The sequence below is a fragment of the Bacillus sp. FSL K6-1003 genome, assembly GCF_037964945.1.
GTDB lineage: Bacteria > Bacillota > Bacilli > Bacillales > Bacillaceae > Bacillus > Bacillus mojavensis.
Map to the genome: position 1 here is coordinate 2,578,577 of NZ_CP150176.1, position 13,662 is coordinate 2,592,238.

17 protein-coding genes are annotated in these 13,662 nt (G+C 43.2%); 2 read left to right on the plus strand and 15 right to left on the minus strand.

Annotated elements, in window-relative coordinates; all coding sequences use genetic code 11:
• Positions 1 to 11 precede the first annotated feature (11 nt).
• On the plus strand, positions 12 to 494 hold the full coding sequence (locus NSU16_RS13240; protein WP_010335090.1) for a DUF1641 domain-containing protein: 483 nt from the start codon (positions 12 to 14) through the stop codon (positions 492 to 494).
• Between the two features lie 32 nt (positions 495 to 526).
• Here the strand turns inward: NSU16_RS13240 and NSU16_RS13245 are convergent, their stop codons facing one another.
• The 5 genes from NSU16_RS13245 to NSU16_RS13265 form a co-directional block, all read right to left on the minus strand.
• On the minus strand, positions 527 to 757 hold the full coding sequence (locus tag NSU16_RS13245; RefSeq protein WP_010335091.1) for a YrhC family protein: 231 nt from the start codon (positions 755 to 757) through the stop codon (positions 527 to 529).
• Between the two features lie 84 nt (positions 758 to 841).
• Entirely contained in the window at positions 842 to 1,981 is a 1,140-nt protein-coding gene (locus NSU16_RS13250) for a bifunctional cystathionine gamma-lyase/homocysteine desulfhydrase (protein ID WP_339177406.1), read from the minus strand.
• A 1-nt stretch (position 1,982) separates the two neighbouring features.
• Positions 1,983 to 2,906: an O-acetylserine dependent cystathionine beta-synthase gene (locus NSU16_RS13255; RefSeq protein WP_339191131.1), complete on the minus strand. Its 924-nt coding sequence runs from the start codon at positions 2,904 to 2,906 to the stop codon at positions 1,983 to 1,985.
• 62 nt (positions 2,907 to 2,968) lie between these two features.
• Positions 2,969 to 3,664 carry a 5'-methylthioadenosine/S-adenosylhomocysteine nucleosidase gene (gene mtnN, locus NSU16_RS13260; protein ID WP_286058256.1) on the minus strand — a complete coding sequence of 232 codons (696 nt, stop codon included), beginning with the start codon at positions 3,662 to 3,664 and terminating at the stop codon, positions 2,969 to 2,971.
• 20 nt (positions 3,665 to 3,684) lie between these two features.
• Positions 3,685 to 4,326: a class I SAM-dependent methyltransferase gene (locus NSU16_RS13265; RefSeq protein WP_339191132.1), complete on the minus strand. Its 642-nt coding sequence runs from the start codon at positions 4,324 to 4,326 to the stop codon at positions 3,685 to 3,687.
• Positions 4,327 to 4,518: 192 nt separating this feature from the next.
• Here NSU16_RS13265 and NSU16_RS13270 point away from each other — a divergent pair, with 192 nt between their 5' ends.
• Positions 4,519 to 4,722 carry a YrzA family protein gene (locus tag NSU16_RS13270; RefSeq protein ID WP_010335096.1) on the plus strand — a complete coding sequence of 68 codons (204 nt, stop codon included), beginning with the start codon at positions 4,519 to 4,521 and terminating at the stop codon, positions 4,720 to 4,722.
• Positions 4,723 to 4,756: 34 nt separating this feature from the next.
• On the opposite strand, the gene NSU16_RS13275 is transcribed toward NSU16_RS13270, so the two are convergent.
• The 10 genes from NSU16_RS13275 to ruvX all read right to left on the minus strand — a co-directional run bounded on the left by NSU16_RS13275 (position 4,757) and on the right by ruvX (position 13,655).
• On the minus strand, positions 4,757 to 5,467 hold the full coding sequence (locus NSU16_RS13275) for a YrrS family protein (protein WP_229146681.1): 711 nt from the start codon (positions 5,465 to 5,467) through the stop codon (positions 4,757 to 4,759).
• Positions 5,468 to 5,531: 64 nt separating this feature from the next.
• Positions 5,532 to 7,286 (minus strand): penicillin-binding protein 2, encoded by a 1,755-nt coding sequence (locus NSU16_RS13280; RefSeq protein WP_339191133.1) that lies wholly within the window; start codon positions 7,284 to 7,286, stop codon positions 5,532 to 5,534.
• A 53-nt stretch (positions 7,287 to 7,339) separates the two neighbouring features.
• Entirely contained in the window at positions 7,340 to 7,813 is a 474-nt protein-coding gene (greA, locus tag NSU16_RS13285; protein WP_010335099.1) for a transcription elongation factor GreA, read from the minus strand.
• A 248-nt stretch (positions 7,814 to 8,061) separates the two neighbouring features.
• Complete coding sequence (gene udk / locus NSU16_RS13290; RefSeq protein ID WP_010335100.1) at positions 8,062 to 8,697, minus strand: uridine kinase; 636 nt, start codon at positions 8,695 to 8,697, stop codon at positions 8,062 to 8,064.
• A gap of 6 nt (positions 8,698 to 8,703) precedes the next feature.
• The gene (locus tag NSU16_RS13295) at positions 8,704 to 9,972 is read right to left on the minus strand and encodes a U32 family peptidase (protein WP_326191020.1); all 1,269 of its coding nucleotides are present in this window, start codon (positions 9,970 to 9,972) and stop codon (positions 8,704 to 8,706) included.
• An 18-nt stretch (positions 9,973 to 9,990) separates the two neighbouring features.
• Positions 9,991 to 10,920, minus strand: a complete 930-nt coding sequence (locus NSU16_RS13300) for a peptidase U32 family protein (RefSeq protein WP_168748336.1) — start codon at positions 10,918 to 10,920, stop codon at positions 9,991 to 9,993.
• Between the two features lie 5 nt (positions 10,921 to 10,925).
• On the minus strand, positions 10,926 to 11,579 hold the full coding sequence (locus NSU16_RS13305) for an O-methyltransferase (RefSeq protein ID WP_168748337.1): 654 nt from the start codon (positions 11,577 to 11,579) through the stop codon (positions 10,926 to 10,928).
• A gap of 151 nt (positions 11,580 to 11,730) precedes the next feature.
• Positions 11,731 to 12,813 carry an endolytic transglycosylase MltG gene (mltG, locus tag NSU16_RS13310; protein WP_339191136.1) on the minus strand — a complete coding sequence of 361 codons (1,083 nt, stop codon included), beginning with the start codon at positions 12,811 to 12,813 and terminating at the stop codon, positions 11,731 to 11,733.
• A gap of 126 nt (positions 12,814 to 12,939) precedes the next feature.
• Positions 12,940 to 13,221, minus strand: a complete 282-nt coding sequence (locus NSU16_RS13315; protein ID WP_010335105.1) for a DUF1292 domain-containing protein — start codon at positions 13,219 to 13,221, stop codon at positions 12,940 to 12,942.
• Positions 13,222 to 13,238: 17 nt separating this feature from the next.
• The gene (ruvX, locus tag NSU16_RS13320) at positions 13,239 to 13,655 is read right to left on the minus strand and encodes a Holliday junction resolvase RuvX (RefSeq protein WP_010335106.1); all 417 of its coding nucleotides are present in this window, start codon (positions 13,653 to 13,655) and stop codon (positions 13,239 to 13,241) included.
• Positions 13,656 to 13,662: the final 7 nt, after the last annotated feature.

Sequence of the window (13,662 nt, forward strand, 5' to 3'; positions counted from 1 at the left end):
GGGAAACGAAAATGGCCACTCCGATTACAACGATCAAAAAAGAAACAAAAACAGCGGAGCAAATCAAGCTTGAGAAAATTGAGGAGCTGAAGGAGCTGTTGACGGAAAATGAGGATGCCGTCTCGAAAACGATGACGTTAATGAGTGAACTTAATGAGCTTGGTATCTTTGATGCAGCGGCAAGCATGCTGAGGGCGAAAGAAGACATCGCCAAAATCGCGCTTGGCCAGGTATCTCGCGAGCCGGTCACAAACCTCATCAACACGATGATGGCGGCTGGAGGCGCTTTGACAAAGGCTGATCCTGCGTTTACAGGCAAGCTATTAGAAAGCGTGATGGCGGGAACCGAACAGGCGCAAAGCTTTTTAAAAGAAGACAAGAAGGTCGGCATTCTCGATCTCTTAAAAGCGATGAACGATCCCGATATCAACAGAGCAGTCGGCTTCGGACTTCAGTTTTTAAAAGGCATGGGAAAAGAGCTGCGGGAAGAATAACAAAAAACAGCCATCAGTTGATGGCTGTTTTTTTACTCGTCGGCTTCTTCCAAGCGCTTCTTATATACGAGTGAACGGTCGGCGCAAAAGAAAGCGCCGGCTAAAAACACGCAATCCGTCATAAACATAACCGATTTCTGGCCTAACGTTAAGCCCTGATCAGGAAGAACCGCGCCTATATATAAAAAAGTGCTGACTGCAAGCAAGGTAAAAGCGAAATGCTTGTAGTCTTCTTTTAATGATTTCATTCTATTCTTCTTCATAAGAGAATCACCTGCCAGATTCATAGTATACGACTATTATAATATAATCTGGCAGCTTACAGAGAAAGTAAATCTATCCATTTGTTATAAAATGTTAAGAGCCTGCTCGATATCTTCCAGCAAATCCTCTCCATCTTCTATTCCCACAGAGATTCTGATCAAGCCGTCCGTAATGCCGAGTTCAAGCCGGCGCTCTCTCGGGATAGAGGCATGTGTCATCCTAGCCGGAACAGAAATTAAGCTTTCTACAGCGCCCAGACTTTCCGCAATTGTAAACAGCTTAAGTTTGCCTAAAAAGGCATCCACTCGCTCTTCACTGCCAATATCAAAGGAGATCATGCCTCCAAAGCCTGATCCTTGAGATGTCGCAAGCTCATGCCCCGGATGGTTTGGAGAACCAGGGTAATATAACGTTTGAACAGCAGGATGTTGCTCAAGAAAGCTTGCAATTTTCCGGGCGTTTTGATCAATTGCTTCCATTCTGAGCCCCAGTGTTTTGATTCCTCTCATTAACAGCCAAGAATCCTGAGGGCCAAGCACGCCGCCTGTTGAATTTTGCACAAAATGCAGCTCTTCTCCTAGCTCTTTCGAAGCTGTAATAACTAAACCGCCGACAACATCACTGTGTCCGCCGAGGTATTTAGTCGCACTGTGAAGCACGATATCAGCGCCTAAAGTAAGCGGCTGCTGAAAATACGGGGTGTTAAAGGTGTTGTCTACGATTAGAAGAACACCCGCTTTTTTCGCAATATCTGCCATCAGTGATAAATCGGTGATTTTGAGAAGCGGATTTGTCGGTGTCTCAATATAAATGGCCTTTGTGTTGGGACGAATCGCTTTTTCCACTTCTTCTCTGCTGCTTGTATCCACAAAAGTTGATTCAATGCCGAGACGGTTAAGCACTTTTGTCATTACACGATATGTGCCGCCGTACACGTCATCAGTCAATACAACATGGTCTCCGCTGTTAAACAGCATCATAACACCTGTGATTGCAGCCATTCCAGAGCTGAACGCATAGCCTGCTTCCCCGGCTTCGAGCTCTGTCACAAGCGTTTCCAGTGCAGTTCTTGTCGGGTTGGCCGTTCTTGAATATTCATAGCCCGTATGCTGGCCTGCTTTTGGCTGCTTGTACGTGCTCACTTGATATATCGGTACGGAAACAGCTCCTGTTTTCTCATCACCTGTAATCCCGCCATGTACCATCATTGTTTTTTTCTTCATATCAGATGCCTCCTTCGTATATATGTTTGCTGATATACCGATCACTGCTGTCTGGGAATACTGTGACAATATTTGTTCCGGCAGACGATTTTTTCGCTTCCTCCAATGCCGCATAAAGCGCTGCACCTGAAGAGCTTCCAATCAGCAGGCCTTCTTTTTCAGCCGCTTCTTTTACAAGCCTAAAGGCATTCTTATCTGTTACCGTATATATTGCATCAAAATGGCTTTCATCCATATAGTCAGGAATAAACTCCATGCCGATCCCTTCTGTTTTATGAGCATGAGGCTCTCCGCCGTTTAATATGGAGCCTTCCGGTTCGACAATCACTGTTTTGACTGCGGGATGTTTTTCTTTTAAGAAGGATGCTGTTCCCGCGAATGTGCCTCCTGATCCTGCACCTGCGACAAACGTATGAATATTGCCGTCAAGCGCTTTCCATATTTCAGGGCCAAGCGTCTTATAGTAAGTCGATGGATTTACTTGGTTTTTAAATTGCAAAACACAATAGGAATTTTCAATTTCTGTCTCCAGCTGTATCGCTTTTTGAATAGCTCCCTGCATTCCGTCTTTACGCGGCGTATGGACGATTGACGCTCCCAGCGCCTGCATAATCTGCTGCTTTTCTTTGCTGAAATGTTCTGGGACACAGAAAATGGCCTTTAAGCCATGTTTTCTGGCGTTAAGGGCAAGTCCGATACCTGTATTGCCGGCCGTTGCCTCTATAATAACTCCCCCGGGCTTTACTTTGCCTGATTCCAGAGCGTCACGGATCAGCATGTCTCCCAGTCTGTCTTTTATGCTGCCGCCAGGGTTCATCATTTCCAGCTTGGCATATATAAACACTCCTTCAGGAATATCGAAATTCTTCAAGCGGAGAAGCGGTGTATTCCCAATCAGCTCAGTAATGTCCGTAATAACTGTCATATATGTCCTCCTCCTTGATAGAGGTTGTTTTAAAGAAAACGGAGGAGAACACTCCTCCCGTTTTAATGAATTCGTTTGATCACTTTTAACACAAGCTCTGTTGAGTTAACAGCGGCCTGCTCTAAAAATTGGTCAAATGAAACATGTGATTCTTTTCCTGCGATATCAGATAATGCTCTGATCACAACAAACGGCGTTTTAAATTGGTGGCACACTTGAGCGACTGCCGCTGCCTCCATTTCAACCGCATACAGATCAGAAAATCTCGCACGCACCTCTTCGACCCGCTTCGGATCATTCATAAAGGAATCGCCTGTTGCGATTGTTCCCTTTGCAACTTGAATGCCATCAAGCTCAGAAATCGCTTCTTCAGTAATGCTGATCAGCTTTTCATCTGCGGCGTAAGCAGCCGGAAGGCCTGGCACCTGTCCGTATTCATAGTCAAAGGCCGTTACATCTACATCATGATGGCGAACGTCAGTAGAAATGACGACGTCTCCCACATTCAGTGTATGATGAAATCCGCCAGCTGAGCCTGTGTTAATCACATAATCAGGCTTGTAGCGATCAAGCAGAAGTGTCGTGCTAATCGCAGCATTCACTTTTCCGATTCCTGATTTTAAAAGAATGACTTCAGTTCCTTCATATTGGCCTGTTGTAAATTCACAGTGCGCGATCGTTTCTGTTTTGGCATTTTCCAGTTTGTTTCTTAGGATGGTTACTTCTTCTTCCATTGCTCCGATGACTGCTAGTTTCATCTATACACATTCCCTTCACTTTACCGTTTGATCGCCTCCATTATCCACACGAAATCGTTTTGCTGAATGAATTGGACTGCAAAACCTTCAGCTGTAAACATCTCTTTCATCGTTTCCAATGTGGGATAATGCTCCGTCTTTAAATCATTCGCCAGCTGATAAAAGCCCTGAGAACGCGCTTTATCAATAGCTTGATTATACGCTTCTTCATGTTCAAAGACAGTATCGGCAAACACTATTTTATCATGCATGTGAAGGTATTTGCCATATTGCTTTATTGCGGCTCGTTTTTCTTCGTCAGTTAAATGATGAAAAGCATATGAACTGACAATCGTGTCAGCCTGAAATGGCGGTTCAGGGAATGTCAGGAAGTCTCCGTCGACAATTTCTGCCCTGCCGCGGAGCTTGTCAGATGCTAACTTGCGCATCGCCGGAGATGGCTCGACACCAAATACAGATTTTCCCGCTTCAAGCAGTTTCGCTGTCAAGTTGCCGGTCCCTGGCCCAAATTCTAACACACGTATTCCTGACCGGCTGACAATGGCATCCAAAATGTCATTATAGCCTCTGAACGCCTCTTTATACTGAATATCAAAACCTTGAACTGTTTGATCATAAGTTGCGGCCCAATCCTCAAAGAGAGGGATAAATTCACGCCCCATAGTTGTCACACTCCATATTTTATAATTCCTATAAGTATACTATGAATTAATGATGGAACAGTTCCTATCTTACCACATCTTTTTGAAAGTAGGTACTAAAACACTTTGTGTTTTTTATCCAGTCATATATTGCGTGTATAGCATAAAAAGGCTTATACTTCATATGACTTGTAAAGGCGGAGGGGTCAAAAGATGAATTTTCAATTGGAACTGATTAAAGACAAAGTAGAATTTTTCGAAGCGGCATCCCTGCAGGAGCTTGAAAAGAAAATCAACACACAAATTGAAAACAATAAAGCAATCATGCTGCGTGTGAAATCTGTCTCGCATCAAACTGCTGTGGCAGACGGAAAATTTTTTTACAGCGCCGTTGTTCATTTCGCAGCTGAGGTGTAAAACAAAAGCAGCCGAAAGATTCGGCTGCTTTTGTTTATTTTAATTTTTCTACTTTCGTGGGCTTCCAGCCTTTTCCGTCAACCCATGTAATCGTTACCTGGTATTTCTCTCCGCTCGTTTTATCTAAAATCTTACCTTTGGCATCCTGAGGGCTGCCGTTATTTCCGAGCCAGAGGACGGTCATGTTATCTGTTGAAACACCGGTTGCATATGATATGGCTTTCAGCATTTCGGCCCAGTCTTGTGAGCTTGAATCATAAGTGGCGGCATGCTCACCCTTTTGCTCAGTTCCGACTGCTTTCCAGTCAGGATTTTCATACGTTTTTTCCACATCACTTGATGAGCCGCCTTCTGTGACTTTTGCGTCTTTAAGTGGGTCATCTGAATCTGAGCTTGAGTCTGAATCTGAATCAGAGTCATCACTTTTAGAAGAATCATCTTTTTTGGAATCTGAATCAGAGTCAGAAGATTTCTCAGAATCCTTTTCGCTTTTGTCAGATGTATCTTTCTTACTGTCTTTTATATCCTCATCCGATTTCTTTTCCGTCTTTCCTGAAGCCGGAGATTCCTGTTTTTGCGCCGTTTCAGAATCCTTGCTGACATCTTTGCTAGAAGGACTGTTAATGAACAGATTGGCTGCTACTACAACAATTAGAATAGATACGATTGCGATTAAGATGTTAAGCACTAAATTAGCTTTCCTGCGCTTATCACGGTTTTCATAACGAGATTGATTATTGCTCAATAATTCTGCACTCCTTTATCCCTCTTGGCTCAGCATATATTTTATCATGTGCTGAGAAGTTGTTCTATTTCTGATTGATTTCAATTTCGTGTACTTTTTTAACAATATCATAAAAAACCGAATTTGTCAGAGCCTTATCCCCCGGCGTATCCATGTGTAAAACGACAAGCGCGTATTTCGGCTTATCCGCGGGAAAATACCCGGCAAACCATTTTTCATAAAGCGTTTCTTTTTCTTTAGAAAGCTTGCCTGTCTGGGCGGTGCCTGACTTCCCTGCTACAGTATACGAAAGATCCTGAAACCTTCTGCCCGTTCCGGAAGGAGATTCCACCACCCGCCGCAGCATTTTTTGAAGCTGCTGCGCCGTATATTTGTCTATCGTTTCTCCTTTAAGCTTCTGATCTTTAAACTTCACAAGCGTTGTACCATTTTTGTATTCAATCTGCTCTGCGATTTTGATCTGCCGCTTTTCTCCGCCGCGGGCGATTGTCGCCATCATATTAGCTACCTCGAGCGGTGTTACCTTTACATTTTTCTGCCCGATCGCTGTTTGTGCAATTGCTTTTTTGACTGATTTGTCTTTTTCATCCCCCCAAATCACGCCGCTTTTTTCATTATAGAGTTGGCGGAAATCTGACTCGTGGTACAGTTTTCCTTCCCAGCCTGCCCGATCTGTAAGGGACAGCTTTTCTGACATGTCTTCAATGACGGAATGGTCTTTCTTCATTAATTGTTCGGCGAGACTTGTAAACGTGTAATTGCAGCTTTGCGCGAAACTTTCTTCAAAGGACAGGGTTCCTTTATCGTCCCCCGGTTCGCCGTACAAGTTTAAATTGCAATTAAAGGTTTGACTCGGCTTTACCGCGTTTTGCTCAATCGCAGCTGCCGCTATCACAGTTTTAAAAACGGAGCCGGGATAGATTGGCGTCAGCATGTAATTTTGAAGCGTGTTTTGCCTGGACACATCGGCATCCGGTTTGCTTACGATGCCCAATACACTGCTCTTTTCGATGTCCAGCAGCACCGCTCCTCCTTTTTTCAGCCCCTGATCATCTAGTATGCCTTCTATCGCTTTTTGAATGCTGTGATCAATTGTTGTTTTGACTTGCAGCGGATAAAATGAGTTGGCCTCAGCTGTATATTTGACGTCCATGCCGAACAAAGGGTTTCCTTTTCCGTCCACATGATACAAAAGCTTCGTGTCCTGTTCCGGAAGCAAAAACTCATCAAATGTCCGCTCTAAACCAGTTGTGCCGATTTTCGTTTTAATCGGCAGGTTTTCCTTATCAGGATACTTACTGCGGAGAAGCGCCGGATCTTGATTGGTTGTGCCTATCGTATGCGAGGCAAGACTGGGCTTGTCTTCATTTTCCATATATACGCCGTAAATGCCAGGATATTTCAAAGAATTGATTTTTGTAATAGATTCCTTCGAAAGTGTTTTGATTTTCTTTTGATGTAAAATGACTGGTTTTTTCGATTTGGCAAGAGTCTGATGCAAATCATCTTCAGTCATGCCGAGAATCTCTGCGACTTTTTTAATCGGCCAATCCTGTGTTAACAGAAAAGGGAACAAGACAACCGCAGGCTCGCTTGTGCCAGTCAGTGCCTGGCCGTTTCGATCTAAAAACGATCCTCTGCCATCAGAAATGAGCACTTCCTCCGTTCGCTGATTGACACTTTCCTGTATTAAATTAATTTTCTTTTTAGAAAATGATTCTGTGAAAAACAGCTGAATTTCCGCCAGCCTCAGCAGAAGCAGAAAAAACACGATTAAAAAAGCCAGAACAGCCAGCTTCATTCGTTTCGATATCTTCATAAAAAAACACCTCACCCACATTGTGGACGAGGTGTTTCTTTGTTAAACGGATATTATGAAATTTTCACAATTTTCACGAGCATTTCTCCGCCCGGTGTCTGAACTGTGACTTCATCATCTACTTTTTTGCCAAGCAGGCTTTTAGCAATCGGCGAATCGTTTGAAATTTTTCCTTCAAACGGATCAGCTTCTGCGCTTCCGACGATTGTATAAGATTCTTCATCGCCATCAGGCAGTTCGACGAAAGTGACGGTTTTCCCTAAACCGACAACGTTAGAGCCGCCGTCATCTTCAATGATTTTCGCATTGCGGATCATATTCTCAAGAGTCGTTACACGGCCCTCTACGAATGCCTGCTCTTCTTTCGCTGAGTCGTATTCAGAGTTTTCGGAAAGATCCCCAAAACTTCTCGCGATTTTGATGCGCTCTACTACTTCTTTTCGTTTAACCGTTTTCAAATATTCTAATTCTTGTTCAAGTTTTTGTTTTCCTTCTACAGTCATAGGAAAAACTTTCTCTTGTGCCATGTCCCTTCACTCCTTCTGGTTGTCCCTCAACATCTTCGATTATGTATGAGAGCATAAACTAAAAATACAAGAATGAGAACACAGGGCAGTCCTCGTTCTTCTCTCCCATATTGGTACTGTTTATCTTAAACTGAATCTTGTGGTTCTGCAAATATTTCGCGTTTATAAACAGGGAAAGAAGGGAATTTTACATCCCCTTCCTGCCTATACATAATATGGTCAGAGTTATTTATGTCTATGCTATGGTATTACAAAATCGCGTTTTGTTCAAGAATGGTTTGAATTTTTGTGACCATCAGATCAATTGCAACGTGATTTTGTCCGCCTTCCGGGATAATAATATCAGCGTACCGCTTTGTCGGTTCAACGAATTGATTGTGCATCGGGCGGACAACAGACACATATTGTTCAATGACAGAATCAATAGAGCGCCCGCGCTCATTAATATCTCTCATAATCCGTCTGATGATGCGCAAGTCAGCGTCTGTGTCTACATAAAGCTTGATATCCATCAGGTCGCGCAGCCTTTTATCTTCAAGAACAAGAATGCCTTCAAGAATAATCACGTCTTTCGGCTCTACGTGAACCGTTTCTTCCGACCGTGTGTGGAGCTTATAATCGTAAATCGGCTTTTCAATCGGACGGTAATTCAATAGATCTTGAATATGCTCGATTAAATAGTCATTATCAAACGCAAGCGGATGATCATAGTTTGTATTCAGCCTTTCTTCAAATGGAAGGTGGCTTTGGTCTTTATAATAGAGGTCTTGCTGGATCATTAAAATCGAGTGTCCTTTGAATTGTTCATAAATTGAACGTGTGACACTCGTTTTTCCTGAACCGGAACCTCCTGCGATTCCAATGACTACTGGACTCTTACCCATGGGTGATTACTTCCCCTTTCTCATCATGTTGCTCGGATAAATCTTTTTGTCTAATTTGAATTTGACAATTTGCAGGGGATGGCGGGCAGCGTCTAGCTCATTTCCGTCTTCGTCCCAAATGGTATCAATTGTATGTGTAAAGTTTTCGATTTCCGGACCAAAAAATTCCACTTCGTCACCTTTTTTGAAGAAATTGCGCTGCTGAAGAGTGACCATTTGTGTATCCTCATCATAATTCAGCACTAAGCCGACAAAATCAAATGTTGTTTTTTTGCCGTGCTCGCCGAACATTTGCTCTTCATAGCCTGGTGTTCCTTCGAAGAAGGCTGTCGCAGTGTCACGGTTGGCGCATTTATCAAGCTCTTCCAGCCATTCTTTTTGAATCACAAAGTTATCGGGATCAGCGCAATAAGCGTCAATTACTTTACGATATACGCTGACAACTGTCGCTACGTAGTGAATGGATTTCATCCGTCCTTCAATCTTTAAGCTGTCGATGCCCATTTCAATCATTTTCGGAATCGACTCAATCAGCTTCAAGTCTTTCGGACTCATTGCAAACGGAGCATCTTCTTCACTGTATAAAGCAACGGCATTGGCCCCGTCGGTTTGATATAAATCATAATCCCAGCGGCATGACTGGCAGCAGCCTCCGCGGTTGGAATCGCGGGCTGTCATGTGATTGCTCAGGACACAGCGGCCAGAGTATGCAATACACATCGCACCGTGGATAAAGGATTCAATTTCGATATCTACTTTTTCTTTCATTTCTCTGATTTCGAGCGCGCTTGTCTCACGGGCCAGCACCACACGGTCAAGCCCTTCTTCCTTCCAGAACTGAACAGCCTTCCAGTTGGAGAGAGATTGCTGCGTGCTCAAATGAACCTCAACGTGAGGCGCTACTCTGCGGCAGGTTTCGATAATAAGCGGATCGGCCACAATGATGCCGGCAACGTTGGCGTCGCCGAGAGCTTTTAAATATTCTTCAAGCCCATCAATATTCTCGTTATGAGCAAAAATATTTGTTGTGACGTAAATTTTCGCGCCGTATTTTTTCGCAAATTCCACGCCCTCTGCGATTTCTTCAATCGTAAAGTTATCCGCATTCGAACGAAGCCCGTATTCCTGCCCTCCGATAAAGACGGCGTCCGCTCCGTAATGTACAGCAATTTTCAGTTTTTCAAGATTCCCCGCAGGCGCGAGAAGCTCTGGCTTTTTCGTAATCACACGCTTACCATCAACTATTTTAGAAATCTTATCATTTACGGCAGTCATAGCGTAACCTCCTTTTCATTAATAAACCGTTTCTTTAAAGAAGAAGCCGGTATCTATTTTTCTGTTTACTGGCTGAATGTTTTCAATGCGTTCGATCCAGTCTTCTTTTTTCGCTTCATATTCGTCACGGTTTTCCGCACACAGATCAATCGCTTCTCTGTACATGCTGGTGACTTCCACTAAGTATTCAGATGATTTCAGAACACCGTCGATTTTGAACGAATCGACTCCTGCATCTATTAGATCTTCAAGTTCATCAATGATACACACATCGTTCGGGCTCATGATATGTGTGCCGTTCTCATCTTCGAAAATCGGATATTTATTATGGCGTTCCTTATCATGCAGGAACATGCCGGATTCTTTTTTCTTTCTTTCAATGTCCATGACTTTTCCTTGGTATTCGAAATAGTTTCCGATCAAGGAACGTTTCGATTGGAACATGCAGGTCATTCCATGCACCTGAACTTCAATTTCAACTTCTGCGTTTTCTTTGATCTCGACAATGCTGTCCATATTTAATTCTCTGGCAAGCACAGATCGAGCCGCGCCTTTACGTCCCCAGTAGTTGCATGTGTAATAGTTGGTTCCTGTCGTTTCTGTGCTCCAATGAAGCTTCAGATCCGGCGCTGATTCACGTGCAGCCATAAGAACGGCAGGATCGCCGAATACAGCTGCATCAACGCCCGTTTCCGCTAAGAAAGCAAGATAATCGCCTAGTTCTCCCACTTTATCGTTATGAAAAATTCCGTTTACGGCAACGTATACTTTTGCTCCTTCGTTATGGGCAATGTCTACGGCTTTCGTTACATCTGCACGTGAAAATTCCCCAGCTAATCTCAGACCGTATCTCTGTTCCCCAACTAAAAACGCAGTTGCCCCCGCCTGAATCAGCGGCAAAATGTCTGCCGTACTTGTCGGTGTGACTAAGAGCTCTGGTTTTTTCATGACGTTCACCTCTTCTTTTTACTAATCGCAAGCCCGTCCCCAACAGGGATAATCGCAGTTTGATAATCCGGATGATTCATCAGCCAATGATTATACTCATCGATTTTCGATACCAGCCTGCGCCTTCTTTTTGATTCTATTTTGCTGTAATCCTCTGCCACCAGACCTTTAAACAGCACATTGTCTGTTAAAATCACCCCGTCTGGCGAAAGCATCGGTTCATATAAGTGAAAAAAGTTTTGATATTGACCTTTAGCAGCATCAATGAAAATCACATCATATGGCGCTGTGACATGAACGGCTTCTGCTAATTCAAGCGCGTCCCCGTAAAACACATGGATTCGGTCATCAAGCTGAAAATCCTTTATGTTGTGAACAGCTTCCTCATGGCGTGTCTCATTGCGTTCAATCGTATATATTTCTGCAGACGGCAGTGCCAGCGCCATTCGGATGGCCGAGTAACCGATAGCCGTTCCGATCTCCAGTATTTTCTTCGCCTGTTTGACTGACAGGATTTGGAGCAGCACTTCTATGCCCGCTTTTTCCATAATCGGAACATGATGTTCTTCCGCATATGCTTCCAGCTTCCTCACGTTATCCGGCTGAGGCTTCAATAATGCTTCTATATAGTCATTTATTTGTTCATAGCGGTCTGTCACAACAAACAGCCTCCCGTTCTAAAAAGGAGTGCCCCAGTCTTTGACACAGGACACTCTCTGAGCACAACTTGTATACGTTAGTAAACAACCCGATATATTTTATCATAAAACCTTACGAAATGCGAATAAAAGGAGAGCTTTTGCTCTCCTTTTATTTCTGATTTTTTGCCGAAATATATTTTTCTTTTGCTTTATTATGTTCTTTTAATGTTTTCGTAAATACGACCTCACCGTTTGATTTTGCTAAAAAGTACAGATAGTCCGTTTTATCCGGATGAAGCGCCGCTTCCCAAGAAGACATTCCGGCATTGGCAATCGGACCTGGCGGCAGACCGGTGTTTTTGTACGTATTGTACGGCGAATCGATTTCAAGGTCCTTATAAAGCACCCGGTCTTTATGTTTGCCAGCCGCATACAAGACGGTCGGATCTGTCTGAAGCGGCATCTTCTTTTTCAGCCTGTTATAAAAGACGCTGGATATTTTATGGCGATCGGCTTTTTCAGTCGCTTCCTCTTCGATCAAAGAAGCCATCGTCAGCAGCTTATGCACAGAAAGCTTTTCTTTCTTCATTTCTGTTTTGTATGTCTTCACATAAGAATCTGTCTGTTTCATCATCTCAGTTATGATGTCCTCAAGCGACGTATCCGGATCGTGGAATGGATATGTAGCCGGGAATAGGTATCCTTCCAGCGGATGCTTTATATTTTTCTGAAAAACATCGTTTGTAACGGTGTCCGGAAATTCCTTTTTCAGCTGATTGATAAACGTTCTATCGTCCAGCTTTGTCATGACCTGTTTTGTTGAGTATTTCGTTTCCTCAGCAATGGCTGTGGCGATTTGTGTCAGCTGTTTCCCCTCAGGCACCGTAATTTGAAAGGCGTAGCTTGTAGCCCCGTTTGTCAGCTTCTTGATAATGGCATCCAGATCCATTCCTTTGTTCAGATGATAGTACCCGGCTTGGAATCCCGAAGCTTTTTTATATTTCACATAGTACTGAAATGCCTTTTCACTTTTTATGACATTGTTTTCCTTCAAAATCGATGCGATCGCAGATACAGATGATCCGCTCGGAATGTTAATATTAACTGTCGTTTTATTGTTTTTTTCAACAGGTTCCAGAAGTGATTTCCCATATAAAAATGCTCCGCCTATGATGAGAAGCAGCACAATAACGGAAGACAGTACAATTCTTTTTTTATTTAGAAATGATTTTTTTTGCTGATTAATATACATAAGGTCTCCTCCCATCAGCTTTTATACTACATGATTCATGCTGTTTCGGCAATTTATTACAAAAAAACGTCTCTTGATAAGCAGAAAAAAAGCCGGAGCAGTATAGGCTCCGGCTTTTGCGCGGTTTTACTCTTCGTCTTCTTCCGCTAAAAACGTGTTTAATGTCTCTTCGATCATATCCCATTCTTCATCGGTTTCGATCGGGAATAGTTCGCCGTCTTCACCATCTTCGTTTGGCGTAAAGCTGGAAGCAAGAATTTCTACTTCTTCGTCATTCTTTGTTTCAATTGGGTAGTACAAAACATAAGATTTGCCAAACTCTTCGTTTTCAAATGTAAACAGCACTTCGCAAAGCTGTTCATTTCCTTGATCGTCAACAATTGTAATATTTTTTTCGCCGTGTTCCATTATATTCACCTCTGGCTTTAATTTAAACTGTCAAGATATCCTTGCAGAATCATAACAGCCGCCATTTTATCAATGACTTTTTTTCGTTTCTGCCTGCTGACATCAGCGGCAATCAGCATTTTTTCAGCCGCCATTGTGGTAAGACGCTCGTCCCACAGCACAACAGGTACATTGTACGTGGTTTCAAGCACTTTCGCAAATGCTTGGCTGGCTTCGCCTCTCGGGCCGACAGTTCCATTCATGTTTTTAGGAAAGCCGAGCACGATCTTATCTATAGTATAGTCTTTTGTCAGTTCAGATAAACGAGGTAATCCGTAATCGCCCTCTGCTTCATTTATCTTTATGGTCTCAATGCCTTGAGCAGTCCAGCCCATTTCGTCGCTCAGAGCAACACCGAGTGTTTTGGTTCCTAAATCGAGCCCTAATATTCTCATTGTTTAT